The sequence below is a fragment of the Aquimarina rhodophyticola genome (genome assembly GCF_042434915.1).
In the GTDB taxonomy this organism is placed as follows: domain Bacteria; phylum Bacteroidota; class Bacteroidia; order Flavobacteriales; family Flavobacteriaceae; genus Aquimarina.
Map to the genome: position 1 here is coordinate 2,652,093 of NZ_CP170198.1, position 23,297 is coordinate 2,675,389.

General features: G+C 35.3%; 16 protein-coding genes. 11 read left to right on the top strand and 5 right to left on the bottom strand.

What is annotated here, in order from left to right; translation table 11 throughout:
- Window positions 1-363 precede the first annotated feature (363 nt).
- Both polA and ACE939_RS11460 read left to right on the top strand, forming a co-directional pair.
- Window positions 364-3,195 (top strand): DNA polymerase I, encoded by a 2,832-nt coding sequence (gene polA, locus ACE939_RS11455; protein ID WP_378188441.1) that lies wholly within the window; start codon window positions 364-366, stop codon window positions 3,193-3,195.
- A gap of 786 nt (window positions 3,196-3,981) precedes the next feature.
- The gene (locus tag ACE939_RS11460; RefSeq protein WP_378185722.1) at window positions 3,982-4,632 is read left to right on the top strand and encodes a hypothetical protein; all 651 of its coding nucleotides are present in this window, start codon (window positions 3,982-3,984) and stop codon (window positions 4,630-4,632) included.
- 44 nt (window positions 4,633-4,676) lie between these two features.
- On the opposite strand, the gene ACE939_RS11465 is transcribed toward ACE939_RS11460, so the two are convergent.
- Together ACE939_RS11465 and ACE939_RS11470 are read right to left on the bottom strand one after the other, a co-directional pair.
- Window positions 4,677-5,882, bottom strand: a complete 1,206-nt coding sequence (locus ACE939_RS11465; protein ID WP_378185723.1) for a serine hydrolase domain-containing protein — start codon at window positions 5,880-5,882, stop codon at window positions 4,677-4,679.
- A 144-nt stretch (window positions 5,883-6,026) separates the two neighbouring features.
- The gene (locus tag ACE939_RS11470) at window positions 6,027-8,726 is read right to left on the bottom strand and encodes a DUF5916 domain-containing protein (protein WP_378185725.1); all 2,700 of its coding nucleotides are present in this window, start codon (window positions 8,724-8,726) and stop codon (window positions 6,027-6,029) included.
- Between the two features lie 274 nt (window positions 8,727-9,000).
- Here ACE939_RS11470 and rplM point away from each other — a divergent pair, with 274 nt between their 5' ends.
- The 9 genes from rplM to asnS all read left to right on the top strand — a co-directional run bounded on the left by rplM (window position 9,001) and on the right by asnS (window position 20,511).
- Window positions 9,001-9,456, top strand: a complete 456-nt coding sequence (rplM, locus tag ACE939_RS11475) for a 50S ribosomal protein L13 (RefSeq protein ID WP_378185726.1) — start codon at window positions 9,001-9,003, stop codon at window positions 9,454-9,456.
- On the top strand, window positions 9,456-9,842 hold the full coding sequence (gene rpsI / locus ACE939_RS11480; protein ID WP_378185727.1) for a 30S ribosomal protein S9: 387 nt from the start codon (window positions 9,456-9,458) through the stop codon (window positions 9,840-9,842). The genes rplM and rpsI overlap by 1 nt, the downstream gene beginning before the upstream one ends.
- 166 nt (window positions 9,843-10,008) lie before the next feature.
- Window positions 10,009-10,812 (top strand): 30S ribosomal protein S2, encoded by an 804-nt coding sequence (rpsB, locus tag ACE939_RS11485; protein ID WP_378185728.1) that lies wholly within the window; start codon window positions 10,009-10,011, stop codon window positions 10,810-10,812.
- A gap of 195 nt (window positions 10,813-11,007) precedes the next feature.
- Window positions 11,008-11,832, top strand: coding sequence for a translation elongation factor Ts (gene tsf / locus ACE939_RS11490; RefSeq protein WP_378185729.1), 825 nt, complete (start codon window positions 11,008-11,010; stop codon window positions 11,830-11,832).
- Between the two features lie 276 nt (window positions 11,833-12,108).
- The gene (gene pyrH / locus ACE939_RS11495; RefSeq protein ID WP_378185730.1) at window positions 12,109-12,816 is read left to right on the top strand and encodes a UMP kinase; all 708 of its coding nucleotides are present in this window, start codon (window positions 12,109-12,111) and stop codon (window positions 12,814-12,816) included.
- 43 nt (window positions 12,817-12,859) lie between these two features.
- Window positions 12,860-13,423: a ribosome recycling factor gene (gene frr, locus ACE939_RS11500; RefSeq protein ID WP_378185731.1), complete on the top strand. Its 564-nt coding sequence runs from the start codon at window positions 12,860-12,862 to the stop codon at window positions 13,421-13,423.
- Between the two features lie 89 nt (window positions 13,424-13,512).
- Window positions 13,513-15,948, top strand: a complete 2,436-nt coding sequence (locus ACE939_RS11505) for a DUF5686 family protein (protein WP_378185732.1) — start codon at window positions 13,513-13,515, stop codon at window positions 15,946-15,948.
- Between the two features lie 87 nt (window positions 15,949-16,035).
- Window positions 16,036-18,450, top strand: a complete 2,415-nt coding sequence (locus ACE939_RS11510; protein ID WP_378185733.1) for an RND family transporter — start codon at window positions 16,036-16,038, stop codon at window positions 18,448-18,450.
- Between the two features lie 618 nt (window positions 18,451-19,068).
- Complete coding sequence (gene asnS, locus ACE939_RS11515) at window positions 19,069-20,511, top strand: asparagine--tRNA ligase (RefSeq protein WP_378185734.1); 1,443 nt, start codon at window positions 19,069-19,071, stop codon at window positions 20,509-20,511.
- A 3-nt stretch (window positions 20,512-20,514) separates the two neighbouring features.
- Here the strand turns inward: asnS and ACE939_RS11520 are convergent, their stop codons facing one another.
- From ACE939_RS11520 to ACE939_RS11530, 3 genes are all read right to left on the bottom strand, one after another.
- Window positions 20,515-21,063, bottom strand: a complete 549-nt coding sequence (locus ACE939_RS11520; protein ID WP_378185735.1) for a hypothetical protein — start codon at window positions 21,061-21,063, stop codon at window positions 20,515-20,517.
- Window positions 21,064-21,098: 35 nt separating this feature from the next.
- Entirely contained in the window at window positions 21,099-21,569 is a 471-nt protein-coding gene (locus ACE939_RS11525) for an ankyrin repeat domain-containing protein (protein WP_378185736.1), read from the bottom strand.
- 66 nt (window positions 21,570-21,635) lie between these two features.
- On the bottom strand, window positions 21,636-23,129 hold the full coding sequence (locus tag ACE939_RS11530; protein ID WP_378185737.1) for a catalase: 1,494 nt from the start codon (window positions 23,127-23,129) through the stop codon (window positions 21,636-21,638).
- Between the last annotated feature and the right edge of the window lie 168 nt (window positions 23,130-23,297).

Consider the following 23,297-nt stretch of genomic DNA (forward strand, 5'->3'; position numbering starts at 1 on the left):
GGTATATTTCGATTTAGGGAAACAAAACTATCTCTACAAATTCAATTAGCTTCATAATTAAGGCAATATTAACGTGTTCTACTAAAAAATTCAGAAAAAAGTAGAATATATTATAAATATATATAAGAATCTCAAAAAAATAATTGCATAACACTACAATTAATTTGTACCTTCGTTTGATACTGTTTTAAGATAGACATCAAGACTATTAAGTTTTTTAAAGTAATTGATAACATCGTTATCAATTTTATTTTGGGGCGAAATGCCGTCATTTTTGACGGCATTTCTTTTTATTTATACCCTAGAGAACCCGTTTTAATTTTTGTTATTTTTATATTGCATCTTTAAAATTAAGCTAACACTATCATGTCACAAAAACGCCTTTTTCTTTTGGATGCTTACGCCTTAATCTTTCGTGGGTATTACGCTTTAATAAAAAACCCCCGTATCAATTCAAAAGGGCAAGACACCTCGGCTGTTATGGGGTTTGTAAACTCTCTTTTTGATGTTATTAAAAGAGAACAACCAGACCACCTTGCCGTAGCATTTGACAAAGATGGCAGCAAGGATCGCGTAGAGCTATTTGCAGACTACAAGGCAAATCGAGATGAAACCCCAGAGGCTATTCGTATTGCCGTACCAATTATCCAAGAAATTTTAAAAGCCATGCATATTCCTATTATCGAGCGTGCAGGGATAGAAGCCGATGATTTGATAGGTACCATTGCAAAACAAGCAGAAAAAGAAGGTTACAAAACCTACATGGTTACACCCGACAAAGATTATGCACAATTAGTCTCAGAAAATATTTTTATGTATCGCCCAGCACGTATGGGTAACGGAATAGAAATATGGGGCATACCAGAAGTTCAAAAAAAGTTTGAGGTAGAGCGACCCGATCAAGTGATTGATTATTTAGGGATGATGGGTGATGCTGTTGATAACATACCCGGATTACCAGGAGTAGGTGATAAAACAGCCAAAAAGTTTATTGCACAGTTTGGTTCTATGGAAAATTTACTGGCCAACACCGATCAATTAAAAGGTAAAATGAAAGAAAAAGTCGAAGCTAATGCAGCGCTAGGACTTCTATCTAAAAAACTTGCTACTATAATCATAGACTGTGACGTAACCTTTAACGAACATGACTACGAACTCTCAGAGCCAGATACAGACAAAGTCCAAGAGATTTTTGAAGAACTAGAATTTAAAAGGCTCACCGATCAATTTATTAAAATATTTTCTGGTGAAGCAAGTACGTCAACACAAGTTAGCGGCACCGCAACAGCAAAAAAACAAGCTAAAGAAGCGGGAGCAGGCCAGTTTTCACTGTTTGGAGACTCGGGAGCAGCAACCACGTTGATCGAATCCTTTTCTAGTCGTAAAACCATAGAAAACACACCCCATTTCTATCAAAGCATTGCGCCAGGGATGGCGACAACAATCTTTGTCAAGACACTTTTAAAGCAAACTCAAGTTTGTTTTGATACAGAAACTACTGGGTTGGATCCTCTTACCGCTCAATTAGTAGGTATCGCTTTTTCTTGGGAAACTGGTAAAGGTTTCTATATTCCGTTTCCAGAAGATCAAGAAGAAGCTCAAAAAGTAATTGAAATATTACGACCCTTTTTTGAATCAGAAGATATTTTAAAAATTGGTCAAAATCTAAAATATGATATCAAAGTATTACATAAATACAATATTAAGGTAAAAGGAAAGCTTTTTGATACCATGCTTGCTCATTACCTCATCAACCCAGATATGCGTCATAATATGGACGTGTTATCTGAAGCATACCTAAATTACACTCCTGTATCTATTACCGAGCTCATTGGTAAAAAAGGAAAGAACCAACGCTCTTTCAGAACCGTACCGATCGACAAACAAACTGAGTATGCAGTAGAGGATGCCGATATCACCTTTCAACTTAAAGAACACTTTGCTCCCGAACTAGAAGAAGCCAAAACACTAGCATTATTTAACGATATCGAAATTCCATTACTACAAGTCCTTGCCGCGATGGAAATTGAAGGTATTAACCTTGACGAAACCTTTTTAAACAGTCTTTCTCAAGAATTAGATAATGACATAAAAACTCTTGAAGAAAATATATACAAAGAAGCAGGAGAAGCCTTTAATATAGCATCACCTAAACAACTAGGAGTTATCTTATTTGAGAAATTGAAACTCGTAGAGAAACCTAAAAAAACTAAAACAGGACAGTACTCAACCGCAGAGGATGTATTATCCTATCTCGCCAAGGATCACCAAATCATTCAGAATATTTTGGAGTATCGCGGTCTAAGCAAATTGAAAAGTACGTATGTAGACGCATTACCCACACAAGTAGATCCAACAACCAAACATGTACATACAGATTATATGCAAACTGTGGCCGCTACAGGTCGTTTAAGTTCGAATAACCCTAATCTACAAAACATTCCTATTCGTACAGAACGAGGGAGACAAGTACGTAAAGCCTTCATTCCTCGTAGTGAAGAGTATACACTACTCGCAGCAGATTACTCGCAAATCGAACTACGCATCATCGCAGCACTAAGTGAAGAAACTACTATGATCGAAGCCTTTAAAAATGGAGAAGATATCCACGCCTCTACCGCTGCAAAAGTATTTAATGTACCACTAGAAGAAGTGACTAGAGAGCAGCGAAGTAATGCTAAAACTGTGAATTTTGGGATTATCTATGGTGTTTCAGCTTTTGGTCTTAGCAATCAAACTGATTTATCTCGTGGCGAAGCCAAAGAATTAATCGACACCTATTATAAAACCTATCCAAAGCTACGTAATTACATGAGTGAGCTTGTTGACTTTGCTAGAGAACATGGCTATGTTCAAACCGTACTTGGCAGACGTCGTTATCTAAAAGACATAAACTCTAGAAATGCAGTAGTTCGTGGTGCAGCAGAGCGTAATGCTGTTAATGCACCTATACAAGGTAGTGCAGCCGATATCATCAAAATTGCCATGATTAATATTTATAACAAATTGACCCAAGGTAACTACAAAACAAAAATGCTCTTGCAGGTACATGATGAATTGGTTTTTGATGTATACAAACCAGAGCTAGCAGAAATACAAACCCTCATCAAAACAGAGATGGAAAACGCCTATACCCTATCCGTACCCTTAGATGTTGATCTAGGATTAGGCGACAATTGGTTGGAGGCACATTAGGAATACCTAGTAAATAATTAATTAGAGCTATATCTTCTCCTATTCGTAAGCCTAGCCCTTCTTGTAAATAAACTTGAAAGACTATATAATGTGTTATGCAATTTAGTATGAAATTTGATTTGCTATAGTTAGTATTTCAACATACTCCAAGTTACCATTTAAAAATATCTTTTAAATAAAAGCGCAATCCTAGGATATTGCAAATTCGGGAATGCAACTTTTTATACATAAAAAACTGTAAATCATCAGGGGAAAAACCCCCTGTATTATTTTCTTTTATAAAAAAAAACCATTTTTTTTACAGTAGTAAATGACCACTGCAACTCTACGAGAAAGCATCATATTCTACTGGTAAATCCCCTACTAAATCTATACCTAACAAAAAATTGAAGAATATAGTGTAATGAATACCACATACACTCAAAACCAATATATTAGTCACAAACGCACCATACAAATTTTGTTACAAAACAAGATTTAAATATCTTCATACCCGCTTAAAACCAACATTTTATACAAAGATGAAAACGTTATCTTCTATACAAAACAGTAATCAAACAAAAAAACGCATTACTCATATACAATACTATATAATACATATACAGTAATATTTACTCTATATACAATAACATATACTCGTTGAGTACTACTGCTTACTCGCTCATAAAAAATCAAAGACTCACGTGTAATAACCCATGCCTGAAGCAAAAAAATGAATCCCCCACCATAAATCATGGATAACTCACAACTCAACAAAGAAGAAACCAATTTAATACAATCAATACTATGTCAAAAAAGAATCACTCACAAGCCGCACTCTTAGCACAATATCGTGTAGCGCTAGACAACGCAAAAAACCAACCAGAAATCGCCACAGAAATGGCAGAACTCGGTTTTGATATTGATACACTCAATGCAGGAGATCAATTACTTGCTCAGACCAGAGCCGCATACGATTTTAAACAATTAGAAGATGATGAGACAGTAGCAGCTTCAACAAACTTTAAGGAAGCAAAAAAACAACTAGAAACCTATTACCGCAGACACCGTAAAAAAGCAAGAGTGATCTACAAAAATAACCCTACAATACTAAAACAACTAGGAATTTACAATACCGTACCCTATAACTATGCCGGCTGGTTAGAAACAATACGCAAATTTTACACCACTAATGACTCCGCAATACTAAAACCTTTAGAGCGCCTTAAAATTACTGCAGAAGATATGATAACAGGCCTTAATTATATCAAGATAGTAGAACAAGCTCGCTCAGAATTTTTAAAAGAAACTGGAGAGTCAGAAGACGCTACCAAACAAAAAGAGAAAGCCTTTGCAACACTAGAAAACTGGATGCAAGAATTTTATGCCGTAGCAGCAATTGCATTAGAAGATCACCCACAACTAATGGAAGCTATCGGCCGTAAACGTAAAAGTTAACAACAAACCATCCGAACCACTAGATCCCAAACCCAGATATCAAATTAGGATCTAGTGGTTTTTTTCATCTCCATATAAAAATCATAGTAATTCAAAAATGTTGGTATAACAGGACCATTAAACGAATTAGGGCCATTAAAAAGCACACACATCGCAATTTTGTTTGTAAGGTCGACAACTAGTTGTCCTTTGTACTCGTTCACATTACCTCCATGATATACAATCGTCCTGCCCTTATAATGTAAAACCCGCCAACCTTTAGCATAAAAAGAATCACTAACTCCTTGCCATAAATTAACATAGGTATCATCCTCACTAGTACAAATTACGGGATTGAATATTTCAGTCAAACTTTCTTTACTAATAATATCAGGTCGGTTACCCAATAAAATTTTGAGATACTCCCCCATATCGGTGATCGATGCGTTGATCCCACCAGCGGCAGCAACGTTATAATAATTTTTATGCAAGTTAGTCTTGTAGTACGTATTCGAATAATGATTATAGCGATGCGGCAAGGCTACATTTTCTCCATTTTTTATAGAATTATAATCACTAGATGCATTCTCCATTCCCGAAGCTTTAAAAATACGCTCCTTCAATAAGGTCCCAAACGATGTTTCAGTTGCTTCTTCCATCACCTTTTCTACTACAGAGAACATCGCATTTTGGTACGCATAAGCCGTTCCCTCTTTGGCAACCACACCATTTTTTTTAAAACTCGCAATAATGTTAGGTAACGACATTCCTCGATGAATTAACTTCGTATTGGTATATTTATATAGACCCGTAGTATGTGATAACACATGATTCACTGTCAGGCGTTTTGCTTGAGCTTTATCCCGCAGTGCAAACTCAGGAACAGCTTTTTTAATTTTAGCATTCCATTTCAATTCTTTACGATCTACCAAATTTCCCGCCAGAACCGAGGTAACCCCTTTAGACAAACTAGCTATCCTAAAAACAGTATTTACATCTACAGAATCTTGAGTTCCAATCTCCTTGACTCCAAAACCTTTTTTATATACAACCGTAGAGTCTTTGACAATAACAACAGCAGCTCCAGGACACTCTGATATATTAAAGTTTGTAGTAAAAAAATTATCGTAATGCTCTAAAAAGAAGTCTAAGGACTGTTTGTCCAGAATAACTGTTTCAGCAACTGGTTTTACATCAAGTTTAGGAAGTTCTTCTTTTGAGGTACATCCCAATAACAAAAACACCATCCCTAAGGTTGTTAAAAGCTTCATAGCAAGTAAATAAAATATTCTTGCAAAATACAGCTAATAAAATAGTTTTAAAAAAATCTTTACCTTCTCTTTTTAAATAAACGCCATCTAGTATTTAGAACTAAAATCATAGCATTTTACAATAAATTATTTTCAGAATGAACATTACAATATAAAACGATAGGTTACTTTGAGTACAAAAGTGTTTTCAGGCTTTTGACCTAAAATTTGATTATCTAGACTTTTAAGTAGTTTATTACTAGTGTCACCGTCACCATTTACTCCTTGAGACCAAACTAAGAAAATCTCTGATCCTGGTATGTACTCCCAACGTAGAACTAGATTAGACCTAAATTGAACAAAAGCAAAATCAGGATTATCAAAGCTATAATCCTCCTGCCCATCATTATTCTCATCAATCACATATTCGTCATCCCGAGTACTAATCTGGTTAGGGTTATATAACGCTATACGGTCACTCAATTTTTTTGCCAAAGGGTTATTAACGTAATTAAAATTTGAATAGCGCCCCCTAGATATAAACGGTTGTCCATAGTATTGTAAAGTCAAATTAGGATTTATGGTATAGTTTATTCTAAAACTGGCACTCAATGTATTTTGCTCAATATTTCCTGTTATATACCGTGGAGTTTCACCAAAATCCTCTGTTGTTACATATTGGGTTTTATCTTTGTTTATTCTCAATTCTGGATTAAAGGATACACTTAGTGCATCAAGAGGCTGATAATTTAGGCGTACTACAAAACGATCAAAAGTGTAATCATTGTACGCGGCTCTCGAACCATCATAACCAACAGTAAAATTGAATTTTTTACGTTGATCTGATCCAAAAAATAGAAATGCATAAGTATCATCAGACGATCGCCATCGCGGTCCACCACGTAAAGCGGTATTACTATAAATTCTTGGTTTATGCCCAAATCCTACCTCGGTCCACCAATTATTTTTATAATTTATAAACCCAAATAAATGATACCGTATAAAGTTATAATTTCCTTCAAAATCAAAAGTTGAATATTGGTTCAAGGCTACCTCTGCTCTTCTATAAAACTTTGTAGGTCTCAAAAACAAGTACCTTAAATTAGCGAATTGCTGAATTTCATCTGCTTGTCGCAAAAAACCAATATCATTCAATTCCAATTCTGGCGAACGCCAATAAAATCCACCATCATAACGCCAATTACCGCCTCCAGATTTACCTGCCGTAAGTTTTCCACCAGTACCAGTAAGCGAAGTTCTTGATGAATCCACTGCAACATGTGAAGCATCTGACCTCTGAAAAAGATGTGTGATTGAAGTCTGAGTTTCTGTAATAGCTTCAGCCGAACCCTCAACATGACTCGCCACAAAATTACCTTCAATAAAATAGTTTCGATCCTTCCAATTATGACGAAAATCCAAACCACCGGTATACGCACGTTGGCGTAAGGAGGATGCTAAGGCATTCTCACGAAGACCCGCTAATTCTGAAGACTCATCAGATGCTTGGTTATCAAGATCTATAAGCAATTGATCACCTAAGTCTCTATGTACACTCGTGAAAATCCCTCCTACATATGTATTTCGTTCATTAAAATCCTTTTGCAGCCTACCCACAAAATAGTTTGTAAGGGGCTCAACCACAGCTTCTCTTCGATTACCCAAAGCATCCTCAATGGTACCTAATTCTCGAGAAGTAACACTTTCTAAAACCCCAATTGACCATCCCTTCTTAGTTTTACCACTAAATTTTGCAGCGCCCAAAATTGTAGAGTTTTTGGGGAGATCTGTAAAATCGTCATCCGTGGTAGAAGCATTTACTTGAGGACTTCGGCCAATACGACGGGAATAAAAGAGATTATCCGCGTTGTTTGCAAAACGGTAGTCAAATATATTTTTGTTTTCGACAAAAAACGGACGCTGTTCCTCAAAAAATATTTGAAAGCCATCCAGAGCAATGGCCGCCGGATCAGCTTCCACTTGTCCGAAGTCTGGATTCACGGTAAGATCCAACGTCAAATCATTAGTGATACCAATTTTCGCATCGATCCCAGCGTTCAGTTTAAAATCTTCACCATCCCGAAAACTATTTCCATCCTCTGCTTCGTAGGTATCCAACTGCGTAACACCAAACGGCTGAATTTCTAATTGTTTTTGTGGCTCAATATTAAGTAAACCATGCAACTCTCCAAATTCACTGACCCAACCTGGTGCGTCCTGAGGCACGCGTTGCCAAACCGAGCGCTCTTCTTTTCTAAAAAGTCTACGTGTCACCTGTAAGCCCCAGATTTGTTCTTTGCTTTTCCCAAATTTTAATTGACTTAGCGGTATTTTAATTTCTGCCCACCAGCCTTCTTCATCGATGGTCGTTGCCGTATACCAAATAGGATTCCAACTCCCATCCCAATTGTTCCCATTTCTGGAAATAAATTCATCCCCCTTTACTCCCGCAGCAGTTATAGTAAATGAAAAGCCAGTACGCTTATCATGATAGGTATCTAAATTAATTTCTACCCAATCTCCTTGAAACCCATCCCGACGAGACAATCGTTTTTCAATTTTTTCCGCTTCAGTATCCAAACATCTAAAGCCCACATACAAATACTTCTGATCATATACTATTTTAAATTTTGTTTGCTGACTTGGCGGTGTGTTTTCATCCGGTTCTTTTTCAATGAAATCGGCTGTCCATGGAACCAAATCCCAAGCTGCTTCATCCAGAACACCATCAATAGTAGGTGCTTCTTTATCTTGGATCGGATTCGTTTGATAGATGCGTTTAACTACTTTTGTAGTATCATTAGATTGTGAGAAACCATATAGAGAAAAGAAAAAGAAACAGTGAATTAGCGTATTACGTAACATAATGATTTTTTGATTGATACTATTACGTAGTAAAGACAACAAGGTCGTAAGGCTGTCACGAATAGATTTAGAGTTAACAAAAAATTAACATTAGATGGAGGCAAAATTTAACCATCGTACTATTTTTTTTACTTCAAATTAAGAACACTGATTACCAACAGCTCAACTTCTTAAAATATTATGAGACACCTGTTTGCTATATAAATATATAATTGTACATTTGCACCCCTATTTTATATAGGAATGGAATGTTTAATAAGTAAAATTAATTAGTGTGGACACATTAAGTTACAAAACAGTATCTGCAAACAAAGGCACCGTTACAAAAGAATGGTTACATGTTGATGCTGAAGGACAGACTTTAGGCCGTCTAGCTTCTGGAGTTGCAAAACTTCTAAGAGGAAAACACAAGCCTAGCTTCACACCACATGTTGATTGCGGCGATAATGTTATCGTTACGAATGCAGAAAAAATCAACTTAACTGGTAAAAAGTGGACTGATAAATCGTATATCCGTCACACTGGCTATCCAGGTGGTCAAAGAAGTCTTACTGCTCAGGAATTGTATAACAAAAACCCAGAGCGTTTAATTGAGAAAGCGGTAAAAGGGATGCTTCCTAAAAACAAATTAGGAGCCGAGCTATTCCGTAATCTTAAAGTTTATGTAGGTGCCGATCACAGTCAAGCTGCTCAGCAACCTAAAACTATTAACTTAAACGAATTTAAGTAATGGAAGTTATTCACAAAATCGGTCGTAGAAAGACCGCAGTAGCTCGAGTGTATCTTAAGGAAGGTTCTGGAAAAATCATGATCAACAAAAAAGATCTTACTGATTATTTCACAACTGGTACTTTACAATACAAAGTGAATCAACCAATGGCATTAACTAGCAACGAAGATAAATTCGATGTTACTGTAAATGTATACGGAGGTGGTATCACAGGTCAAGCAGAAGCTGTGCGCTTAGCACTTTCAAGAGCTATGTGCGAACTAGACGCAGAAAACAGGTTAATCCTTAAACCAGAAGGTTTATTGACGAGAGATCCAAGAATGGTTGAACGTAAGAAATTTGGTCAGAAGAAAGCTCGTAAGAAATTCCAGTTCTCTAAACGTTAATTTATTAAAAACAGTATTTGTTGTTACTTTAATGCACTATACTTTGCCGTATAGCGCGTTCCTTACACTAAGGAAAAGGTTAGTTTAGCATCTAAATGGTTGAGGCCGTACCTCTTGGTAGCCACTCAAACATTGCTAATTCAACAGAACGTAAACTATTACAAAAATGGCAAACAATATCGAAGTAAAAGAATTACTTGATGCAGGTGTACATTTTGGTCACCTTACCAGAAGATGGGATCCTAACATGGCCCCATACATCTATATGGAGCGTAATGGCATCCACATCATAAACTTATATAAGACAGCTGCAAAAATCGACGAAGCAAGTGAAGCTTTGAAGAAGATAGCAGCCTCTGGCAGAAAAATCCTTTTTGTCGCTACAAAAAAACAAGCAAAAGAAATCGTTGCCGAAAAAGCAAACAAAGCTAGCCAACCCTACATTACTGAAAGATGGCCTGGTGGAATGCTTACCAACTTTGTAACTATCCGTAAAGCTGTGAAAAAGATGGCTTCTATTGATAGAATGAAGAAAGACGGTACATTCAATACTTTATCCAAAAAAGAACGTCTTCAAGTAGACCGTTTAAGAGCTAAATTAGAAAAGAACCTTGGTTCTATTTCTGACATGACTCGTTTACCTGGAGCCTTATTTGTTGTAGATATTACTCGCGAGCATATCGCAGTAAAAGAAGCTCAAAAATTAAACATTCCAATTTTCGCTATGGTGGATACAAACTCTGACCCACGTCAGGTTGATTATGTAATCCCATCTAACGATGATGCTTCTAAATCTATTGATAAAGTAATGTCTTTTGTATCTGATGCTATCGTAGAAGGTCTAAGTGAAAGAAAAGCGACTAAAGACTCTCCTAAAGATGCACAAAAAGAAACACCTAAAGAAGCTCCTGCAAAAGCAAAAGCTCCAGCAAAAGCTGTTTCTGAAGATGCTAAACAAGAAGAAGAATAAACGGTCGTTAATTTCTGTGATTTAACGATTATATCTAAAGGAAATGTTTTGCTACTCAAACTGCTTATTAAATAGCGTTGACAGCAAAAGTTAACTTTACAATAAAATTGATGAGTCGTTTAGTTCTTTACTTTTGTAGTACAGACTAAACGACTCTTTTTTTTAAACAAAAACATTAAATAAAATAGTATAGATATGGCAAAGATTACCGCCGCAGAAGTAAATAAATTACGTAAGGCTACAGGTGCCGGAATGATGGACTGTAAAAAAGCTTTGGTTGAGGCTGAAGGAGATTTTGATACAGCGATCGAGGTACTTAGAAAGAAAGGTCAAAAAGTTGCAGCTAACCGTGCCGATAGAGAATCTACAGAAGGTGCAGTAATCGCAAAAGTTAATGCAGATAACACCAAAGGTGTAATCGTTTCATTGAACTGCGAAACTGATTTTGTTGGTAAAAATGATACATTCGTATCTCTAGCTACTCAGTTGGCCGAACTTGCACTAACAACTTCTACAAAAGAAGAATTGCTTGCAAAAGATTTCAACGGAATGTCTGTTCAAGATAAACTTACAGAACAAACGGGTGTGATCGGTGAAAAAATTGAAATAGGTGATTACAGAAGTTTAGAAGCTCCTTTCGTGGGATCTTATATTCACGCTGGTAACAAAATTGCTGTTCTTACTGGTCTATCCAAAGGTGCTGATGGCGCAGAAGCTGTAGCAAAAGATGTATCTATGCAAGCTGCTGCAATGAATCCTGTAGCTCTTAATGAAGCAGGTGTTGATCAAACAATTATTGATAAAGAAATCGAAATTGCAAAAGATCAATTACGTCAAGAAGGAAAACCTGAGGCTATGTTGGATAATATTGCAAAAGGTAAAATCCAACGATTCTTTAAAGATAACACCTTAGTTAATCAAGCCTTTATTAAAGACAACAAGCAAAGTGTTGCAGATTACGTAAAAACATTAGGTAACGACGTAACCGTTGTAGCTTTTGAACGCGTTGCCTTAGGGTAATCTAGATCAAATAATACACTTCAATATGAAGTAAAAAAAAGCTGTATTGTACAACAATGCAGCTTTTTTCTATTTCTCACATATTACATCTTTTCTCTTGACTCCCGCACTTTTCTACTTAACCGCATAAAAACTACCAAACACCCTACAAAAACAACAAAATTAATTACTCATGATGATATAGCTACAATCCTAAACCACACAACCACCTTAGCACGTTAAAAAATTTTGATAATTAAGAATATCAGTATATTTGCATCTCACTCACACTCAAAAATGAAATATAAACGAATATTATTAAAATTATCTGGTGAAGCTTTGATGGGAGAACGTCAATACGGCATCGACCCTAAGCGCTTAGCAGAATATGCAGAAGAAATCAAAAAAATAACTGATAAGAATGTAGAGGTTGCCGTTGTTATTGGTGGCGGGAACATTTTTAGAGGAGTAGCTGGCGCTAGTAAAGGTATGGATCGAGTACAAGCCGATCACATGGGGATGTTGGCAACGGTAATTAATGGATTGGCATTACAAAGTGCACTTGAGGATGCTAATATTCCAACACGTTTACAATCTGCCGTAAAAATTAATGAAGTAGCCGAACCTTTCATTCGACGCAGAGCAATTAGACATCTTGAAAAAGGTCGTGTTGTGATTTTTGGAGGAGGCACAGGTAATCCTTACTTTACTACAGACTCTGCAGCAGTATTACGAGCCATAGAAATAAATGCTGATGTAATTTTAAAAGGAACTCGTGTTGATGGTATTTATACAGCCGATCCCGAAAAAGATGCCAAGGCTACAAAATTTGATTTTATATCCTTTGATGATGTCTTAAGTAAAGGTTTAAAGGTAATGGACACCACCGCATTTACACTTAGTCAAGAAAACGAGCTACCTATCATCGTTTTTGATATGAATAAAAGAGGTAATCTCTTAAAAATTATATCGGGTGAAGCTATTGGAACAAAAGTTAATTTATAAACCTTAAACTCATTATCTCATTACTCAAATAACGTATTAAAAGATGAATGAAGAAACCGATTTTATTGTAGATTCTGCTAAGGAATCAATGGAAGCTGCACTTGTGCACTTAGAAAAAAAATTATTAAATATTAGAGCAGGTAAAGCATCACCCGCAATGCTAGGCGGTGTAATGGTTGACTATTATGGATCCCCTACTCCACTAAATCAAGTTGGAAACATATCCACACCAGATGCTCGCACCATAACAATTCAACCCTTCGAAAAATCAACCATTCCACAAATAGAAAAAGGAATTTTGATTGCCAATCTTGGATTTAACCCCATGAACAATGGTGAGAGCGTCATTATAAGCGTACCACCACTAACTGAAGAGCGTCGCCGTGAACTTGCGAAACAAGCAAAGGCAGAGGCCGAAGATTCTAAAATTGGCGTTCGTAACGATCGCAAACATGCCAATACAGAAATTAAAAGATTGGAAAAAGACGGACTCTCTGAAGATTTAGCTAAGAATACAGAGGTAGATATTCAGCAATTAACTGATAATTATATCAAAAAAATTGACGAAATGCTAGCAGTCAAAGAAAAAGAAATCATGAAGGTATAATATATTAAAAGAATCATAATCAAATTAAAACCCCTATTTTACATAGGGGTTTTTTGTATATTCACCCCCATTTAAGAATATATTTTCTAATGCAAAGACAACTTTTTAGTGTACTTTTCTTTTGTCAATTTTTCGTTTATTCACAGATACAACTATCTGGAAAAATCATGGATAGCGAAACTAACAACATTCTACCCTTTGCTACAATCACAGTAGATTCTACAACTACTGTAATGACGGGATCAGACGGTTTATTTGCACTCCAAATACACCCACCCAGTAATTTGAACGTATCATACTTGGGCTACCAAAGTAAAACAGTGGTCATCACAGATTCATTAATCGATTTTATTACAATATCTCTTACTCCCAAGGTCCAGAATTTGACAACTGTATCTTTAAAATCTGAAAGAAATAAAGCCAATGATCTCATCGCAAAGGTTAAATTATATAAAGACAAAAATGATCCTAATAAATCTTTAGAGGCTTACAGCTTTAAATCCTATCAAAAATTCAAAATTACAGAAGATAGAACCGCGCAATTTGAAAGTCGTGACACTAGTGATGTTGCAATAAAAAATATTTTCAATAACACTCATTCATTTATAAGTGAAAGGGTTACACAGCACTTCATTAAAAAAAATATTCCAGAGAAACAAAACATTCTCGGCACCAAAATGGCTGGATTTAAACATCCGGTATATGATGTTTTAGGAATCACCATACAATCCTCATCCTTATACAATGATGAATATATAATATTTGATGAACGCTTTGCCGGACCGCTTGGCAAAAAGTCATCAAAACAATACTATTATAAAACTTTAGACACATTATCTGGCAGTGATCCTGCATATGTTATTTTGTTTCAACCACGCAAAACATCAACCGTAGCACGTTTAGAAGGACTACTTTATATTGATACCACAACTTTTGCTATTCAAAAATCAATTATAGAATTAAAAGGTGAGCTCGATGTAAAAGCCTATCATACGTTTGAAAAATCTGATTTTAAAGATGTATGGCTTCCAAAAAGTAATAGTATCGCCATTAAACGAGGAAATGGAAAACAAAAAATATCTTTATTTGGCGGGCGAATCACCGTTGGCAATTTGGATCAAAAAAATAATAAGCAAGTTAATGATGATTTCTTAGTGTCAAAAACTGACTATTTTGATTATAGCTTAGAGTCGTTTCAATCAAAACTCACCACACAACCTGATATTTTTATAGATACACAAGCCGAGAATAGAGATGCATCCTTTTGGAAAACATATCGCACAGATGCCATAACCGACAAAGACCTAGCGTCCTTTCCCGTGATTGACAGTATTGTTAAAGCGCAAAAAATCGAACGAAGAATAAAAGTAATACAAAGTTTTACCCAGGGGTTCTACCCCTTGAGTTTTATAAATTTAGATCTAACTTATCCTATTAAATATAATAATTATGAAGGATTACGAGTAGGTCTAGGGGGTATTACCAATGAGAGTTTTTCCAAACGTTTTAGAATCGAAGGTTACACTGTGTACGGCTTTATCGACGATGCTTTTAAGTATGGTGTTGGAGGTGGAATTTTATTAAATAAAAAACATGGCGCTTGGCTCAATGTTAATTATAAAGATGATTTAAGTGAGGTAGGAAGTTTTCAATACTTAACCGATCGTCGCGTATATTCTCTTTTTGAACCCCGTCTTGTTAATATTGATTTTTATTACAAGCATCGTACCTATAGCACAAGTTTGCAATATGAGATATTCCCAAAACTTCTTTCGGAAACACAGTTTTCAATAAGTGAAATTGATCAAACCAAAAACTATCAATACAATCAAGATGGCATATGGAAATCTAGTTATAAAACTTCAGAAGCAAAAATAGCTTTGAGGTGGAGTCCTTTTAGTAACTTTCTCAAAACTCCAAATGGCACTAAAGAAATCTACGATGGTTACCCTAAATTCACTGCACAATATACTCAAGGAATGTCGGATGTATTTGATAGTGAGTTAACCTATTCAAAAGTTGGTTTAAAAGCAGAATACAGTATTGACCGTATAAACTTAAGCAATACAAGTTTTTTACTCGAAGGCGATCTTGGATTTGGAGAACTACCACTCACCCACCTCTTTCATGCATACCCTAACGCTCCTACAAAGGAAACTATTTTGCAACGCTTTTCTGTGGCTGGCAGGCGCAGTTTTGAGACTATGTATTTCAGCGAATTTTTTAGTGATAAATTAGCGACTTTTCAAATGAGACATACTTTTGAACCGATGCAAATTACGAGCTGGCTCAAACCTGAATTTGTTTTGATTACAAGACATGCAATTGGAACGGTAAGAGATAAAGAACTGCATCAAGGTGTTGATTTCAAATCCTTAGAACATGGTTATCAAGAATCTGGATTTGAAATTAACAAACTCATCGCAGGTTTTGGACTTAGTTTTGCCTTTAGATATGGTGCCTATAGTCTTCCAGAGTTCGAAGATAATATAGCTTTCAAATTTACTTTTTATCTCAAGCTCTAAGTTTCCTTCCTTTTCATGGTTTTTAAGTTTTAAAAAGTTAAAAAGTTAAAAGCTCAATCCTTACATTTGCAGAAGCAAAAAAAGGAGATGGCAAAATTATTTAGTTTCGGTTTTTGGAACGCTTTAGCAGGTATTATCTTACGTAACAGACTGGTTATACTATTGGTAATCATTGGTATTACAGTGTTTTTAGGGTTTCAATGGAAAAATATGAGGTTTTCTTTTACAGAAGCAAACCTTTTACCAGATGATCACGAGGTGAATTTACAGTACCAAGAGTTTTTAAATACTTTTGGCGAAGAAGGTAACTTAATTGTTATGGCTATCCAAGATAGCACACTCTTTACCCCTCAAAAATTAAAGGCATGGAATGAGTTTAATGATTCATTTAAGACTTATGAAGAAATAGAACTTGTCATTTCATTAAGTGATTTAAAAAAATTAGAAAAAAAGGATAATCCAGCCAGATTTGAACTTGTTGATTTTATTAAAGACACTTTTTATACAAAAAAACAAGTCACACGCTACGAGCAAGAATTATTCTCTAAACTTCCTTTTTATGAAGGATTAGTATATAGCAAAAAATCAAAAACTGTTCAAAGCGCCCTCTATCTTCAAAAAGAAATTGTTAACACAATAGCTCGTAAAAAATTTATAGAAGATGTTTTGAATCCAAAAATTAAGGCTTTTGAGACAGCATATAATATGGATATCAAGGTATCTGGAATGCCTTATATTAGAACGATGAATTCGCAGAGTATCATGGATGAAATTCAAATTTTTATCCTTGCTGCGCTTTTGGTAACATCTCTGATATTTTTCTTCTTTTTTAGATCTCTTAGAGCAACCGTAATTTCTATGACTGCTGTGGTTATAGGAGTAATGTGGGCTTTTGGTCTACTTGGGTTATTGCAATATGAAATTACCGTTTTAACAGCTATAATACCTCCGTTAGTTATCGTAATCGGAATTCCAAATTGTATTTTCTTGATTAACAAATACCAACAAGAAATTAAAAAACATGGTAATAAAGCTAAATCGCTACAGCGCGTAATCACAAAGGTAGGAAATGCTACTTTGATGACCAACGTAACCACAGCTGCTGGGTTTGCCACTTTTGCACTTACAGAGAGTAAATTACTGCGTGAATTTGGTATTGTAGCCTCAATCAATATTATCGCACTCTTTATTTTATGTTTATTGGTAATAACGATTGTTTATAGTTATATGCCCCAACCCAAAGAACGTCATTTAAAACATTTAGGAAAACGCTGGATCGAGCGACTTGTTGATTGGATGGAACATATGGTTAAAACCCGAAGAGTCACTATCTACATAACTTCAATCATAATTTTAATTGCCAGTATTATAGGTATCTACACTATAAAAGTATCAGGAAGTCTTTTGGAGGATATGCCAAAATCTACAGGGTTTTTTCAGGATATCGAATTTTTTGAAGAGGAGTTCGATGGTATTATGCCGCTAGAAATTTTGATCAATACCAAAAGAAAAAATGGGGTATTAAAATTGCCAACACTAAAACGTATGGCAGAACTCGAAGTTCTTTTGGAAGAAACTCCAGAATTATCAAAGCCTATTTCTATTGTTAGCCTAGTAAAATATGCGAAACAAACCTATTATAACGGCAATCCAAAATATTATCAAATACCCACAAGTCAAGAGCGCAACTTTATTCTACCCTATGCCAAAAGTTTTGAGTCAGAAGCTGGTATTATGAAAAGCTATGTAGATTCTACTGGGCAATATGCCAGAATCACCACATTTATGAAAGATGTAGGTACTGAGCAAATGGAAAGAATTGAAACTACATTAGCTCCAAAATTAGAAAAGATTTTTCCAAAGGATCGCTACGAAGTAACATTTACCGGCAAAGCGCTTATTTTTCAAAAAGGAACTAATTATTTGGTATGGAATTTAGTTTTTTCCCTAGGCTTGGCAATTATTTTGATCGCATTATTCATGGCTTGGATGTTCCGTTCCTTCAAAATGATAGTTATTTCACTAATTCCAAATTTATTACCATTGTTAATGACTGCTGGATTAATGGGATATCTAGGAGTTCCAATAAAACCTTCTACAATTTTAGTTTTTAGTATTGCTTTTGGTATTTCTGTAGATGATACAATTCACTTTCTTGCAAAATACAGACAAGAGCTAAAACAAAATCATTGGAGAATTCGTAAATCAGTATTCGCTGCCGTACGAGAAACAGGCGTAAGTATGTTTTACACCTCGACAGTTCTTTTCTTTGGGTTTTCTGTATTTATGATATCAAGTTTTGGAGGCACCAAGGCCTTAGGTGGACTAGTCTCTACTACGCTATTATTTGCGATGCTTTCGAATCTTTTGTTACTTCCGTCTCTATTACTATCGTTAGAAAGAAGCATCGCTAATAAAAACACACTCAAAGAACCTTCTTTACGAATTATACCTAATGAAGACGAAATCAACCCCGAAGACGAAGATGACTTAAAGGAATAGTGCTTTATAGAGCTATTCATATCCTAATAATTATTGTAAGATTTGATAAGTATTTAAATAAAAGCCCCACTAGAAAAATCTAGCGGGACCTTTGTAAGATAGATTACCCCAAAACCTATCAAACTAACTTAACGTAAACACAAACTCGTTATAGCTTTTTAAAAATTTCTTTATCATAATAACACTTGCAAGATAACGTAGCAAAGTTATTTATAAAACACCCATGAGGGGGGAAAAACCCCCTTTTTTAATTTACACTTATTTATTAATAATACAACCCCATAATTCTATTTTTAAATATTTGATTTTCAGAAAAATACATTGTTAAAACAAAATCAAATTATTTTATTTTTAACAAAAAAAATAGCAAGTATATCTAATTATTCTACCAATTTCATAGAATCTAGTTCAAAAAAAACATCATTTTTGTAATAACTCACACTAATTTAATGTGGTTTTATTCCATTAAGCTCTTTATATAATGCTCTTGAAACAATAATTTTTGCTAAATTTCTATGAGCTACAGTCCGATTAAAAATTTATATTTGCTTCCCCTTAAATTTGCTTTACCAACCTAAAGCATATGATAATATAGAAAGAATAACGAAACGTAATAAGATGAAACATTCTAAAGTAATAGAAGTACTCAAAAGTGATAAATTATTGCAACCTGTGGTTGTCAAAGGATGGGTACGATCTTTCAGAAACGATAGATTTATAGCTATCAATGATGGATCTACTATACACAATGTGCAATGTGTATTAGAGGACAACACTTTTGACAAGCCATTAACAAATCGCATTACAGTTGGAGCAGCGATAACAGTTTCGGGTACTTTGGTAGAAAGTAAAGGATCTGGACAACGTGTAGAGATACAAGCAAGCTCAATTGTAATAGAAGGTGATGCTGATCCCGAAGAACTCAAACTCACAATACTATCGCCTAAAAAACATAGTTTAGAAAAATTACGTGAGCAAGCACACTTACGTGTTCGAACGAATACTTTTGGCGCTATCATGAGACTTCGTTCAAAATTGTCTTTTGCTATACACGAATACTTTCAAAAGAATAATTTTTATTACGTTAACACACCTATTATTACAGGAAGCGATGCCGAGGGTGCTGGTGAAGCTTTTAAGGTAACCAATTACGAATTAAACAAGGTGCCTACAACTCCATCGGGTGAAATTGATTATAGTAAAGATTTTTTTGGGAGGGAAACAAATCTTACTGTCTCGGGTCAACTCGAAGCAGAAACCTATGCCATGGGTTTAGGGCAAGTCTATACATTTGGACCAACTTTTAGAGCAGAAAACTCGAATACATCAAGACACTTAGCAGAATTTTGGATGGTAGAACCAGAAATAGCATTTTGTGACCTTGATGGGAATATGGATCTAGCAGAAGACTTTATCAAATATGTAATCCAATATGTTTTAGACAATTGTCAGGATGATCTAGAGTTTTTAGAAAACAGACTGGTACAAGAGGACAAAAGTAAACCACAAGCAGATCGCGCAGAAATGCTTTTACGAGATAAACTAAAGTTTGTTTTGGAGCATAATTTTAAGCGAGTGAGTTATACTGAAGCGATTGATATTTTGAAAAACTCCAAACCAAACAAGAAAAAGAAGTTTAAATATCCAATTAACGAGTGGGGAGCAGATTTACAGAGTGAGCATGAACGCTTTTTAGTAGAAAAGCATTTTAAATGTCCTGTGATCATTTTTGATTATCCTGCAAAGATAAAAGCATTTTACATGCGACTTAATGAAGATGGAAATACCGTGAGAGCAATGGATATACTTTTTCCAGGAATTGGGGAAATTGTAGGTGGCTCACAACGAGAAGAACGGCTGGATGTATTAAAAGAAAAAATGAATGCTTTAAATATCCCTGAAGAAGAACTATGGTGGTACTTGGATACACGTAAATTTGGAACCTGCGTCCATAGTGGTTTTGGATTAGGTTTTGAACGTTTAGTCCTGTTTGTTACAGGAATGTCAAATATTAGGGATGTCATTCCTTACCCAAGAACTCCGCTTAACGCAGAATTTTAACCATTAGTTTCTGTGATCATTAGATAAAATCTCAAGAATCAACTCTTTAATTACATTGTAATACGCTGATTCTTGAGATTTTTTGTTTCTAATTTTTAGTACTTTATCCAAATGTGGGAGCGTTCCTTTGGTTTCCAAGTGATTTAATACCTCTGCAAAATAACTGTCCAAAATTGGAATTATTGCTTTGCTATACGCATGCTCCAATTTTATACTAACAAACTTTTTGGTATACGCCAAAAAAATTTGCGGATACTGTGAAAAAGTTACCAATGAATTACAAAATGATTGATACACCCGACACTCCTCATTATTATTTTCAAATTTTAACTTCTCGATTGCGATTTTTTTGATTCCATAAAACTTTACAGTCTCTACAATAAAATCAAAATAATCAATTGAAGAATAATAGTAAATCTCCATTCCAAAATTAGAATTGATTATTATCACTTCATCATTAATACTAGAACTTAGAAATTTTTCTAATAATATAACATTGCTATTAGAAAATAATAACCGACGATGTAAGCTTGAAACAAGCGTTACCCGCACCGATTTAATATCTTTGGAATCTCCTTGCTGGCACACTAGGAGGTAGTAAGAAGTTCTGAAAAGTCCAAACCTTGATTCTGCGCATGGTTAGCGGCAGTATAACCCTGATTATCTTTGAGGTCCACATCTGCTCCATGAGCGATTAAAAGTTTGATAATATCTTTATGACCAAAGGTTGCGGCATAAATAAGTGCTGTAGCATCGCTATAATTTCTTACATTTACCGAAGCTCCAGCTTTAAGCAACATTTCTGCTAATGTTATGTCACCTTTAAAACTGACACCCATTAGTGCGGTGTTACCCGAAGCATCTTGAGCATCCAATTGTGGATTTAAAGTTAATAAATAAGCTGAAATTTCTTTTAAGCCATAATAGGTAGCTAATAGTAAGGGAGTACTACCTCGTGTATCTCGCTCGTTAATTAGTTCGGGATAAGAGTTTATAATTTGCTGTACCACTGGTAATTCTTCGGATCTAATGGCATTAAATAGTGCAGTTGCGTTCATATATAAAGTATTATGAAGTCAAAAGAGCTTTATATCAATACTCTTTTGACTTCTTTGCTATTAAAATTATTTTACTTCAGACGGAATTACGTTAGAATTAGGATCTGGATTACTTACCCTATGTTCACGAATAGCTTTTTCTACACCAGCTCCATACGCAGGATCTGCAGCATAAAAGTGCTTCATTTGTTTCTCTACTATGTGATCTGACACTCCATCAATAGCTAATGCAATATTTTTAAAAAGTCTTTCTTTCTGCTCATCATTAAATAATCTAAACAAATCTCCAACTTGTTTAAAATCTCCTATCTGATCTTGATCCTCATAACGATTAATATCGCCACTTATACTTAATGCTGGTTCTTCGACACTTGGAACTTCTGTTGGTCCGTTTTTAGTATTCGGCTCATAATATGCATCAGGGTTACTACTATTATTATCAAAAAATCGCATAGGTCCATCTTTGTGATAATGATTCATCTCAGATTTGGGAGCGTTTGCAGGTAATGCCTCATAATGTGTTCCCAAACGATATCTATGAGCATCTGCATATGAAAACACGCGTGCCTGTAACATTTTATCCAAAGAAAAACCAATACCAGGCACTTTGTTAGAAGGTGAGTAAGCAGCATTCTCTACATATTGATAATAGTTATCTGGATTTCTATTTAATTCTACCTCTCCAACCTCAATAAGAGGATAGTCACCATGTGGCCAAACTTTTGTTACATCAAAAGGATTGTATGGGGTTTTTTCAGCGTCTTTTTCGGGCATTATTTGCACCATCATTTTCCATTTTGGAAAATTACCATCTTCTATAGCGCCAAATAGCTCTTCTTGATACTTTTCTCTGGTCTTTCCTATGATCTCGGCAGCCTCCTCATTGGTATAAAATTGATGTCCTTGTTGCGTTTTAAAGTGAAATTTAACCCAAAAGCGCTCCCCGTCGTTGTTCCAGAAGGAATATGTGTGAGAACCATACCCATTCATGTGCATGGGAGTTGTAGGGATCCCTCTATCTGACATCAGAATAGTTACCTGATGAAGACTCTCGGGTACTTGAGACCAAAAATCCCACATCGCCTCTGGTGATCTTAGATTAGTTTTAGGATGACGTTTTTGTGTTCTAATAAAGTCTGGAAATTTCCAACCGTCTCTTACAAAAAATACCGGTGTATTGTTTCCAACCATATCCCAATTACCTTCTTCTGTATAAAATTTTAAAGAGAACCCTCGCACATCTCTTTCTGTATCGGCAGCCCCAGATTCACCTGCAACGGTCGAGAACCTTGCAAGCATTTCTGTTTTTTTACCGACTTCAGAGAAAATTTTAGCTCTCGTATATTTTGTAATGTCATTGGTTACTGTAAAAGTACCCAAAGCACCCCAACCCTTTGCATGCACCACGCGCTCGGGTATTCGCTCTCTATTTTGATGGGCTAACTTCTCTATTAGTTGATAGTCTTGTAATAAAACTGGACCACGTTTTCCTGCAGTTAGAGATTTTTGATTATTAGGTACTGGCGCACCTGCCGAGGTGGTGAGTTTTTTAGTATTCATAATGTGGGATAGATTAATAGATTATGTTGATCTTTTTGTGTTATAAATATACAATATTAAAAGTCTAATTATAATCGATAAAATTGATTGTTTCAATATCTAAATAACTCACTTCTATTTAGGAAAATATTAAGAAATCAGCTGGTACTTATGGATACATTTATAATT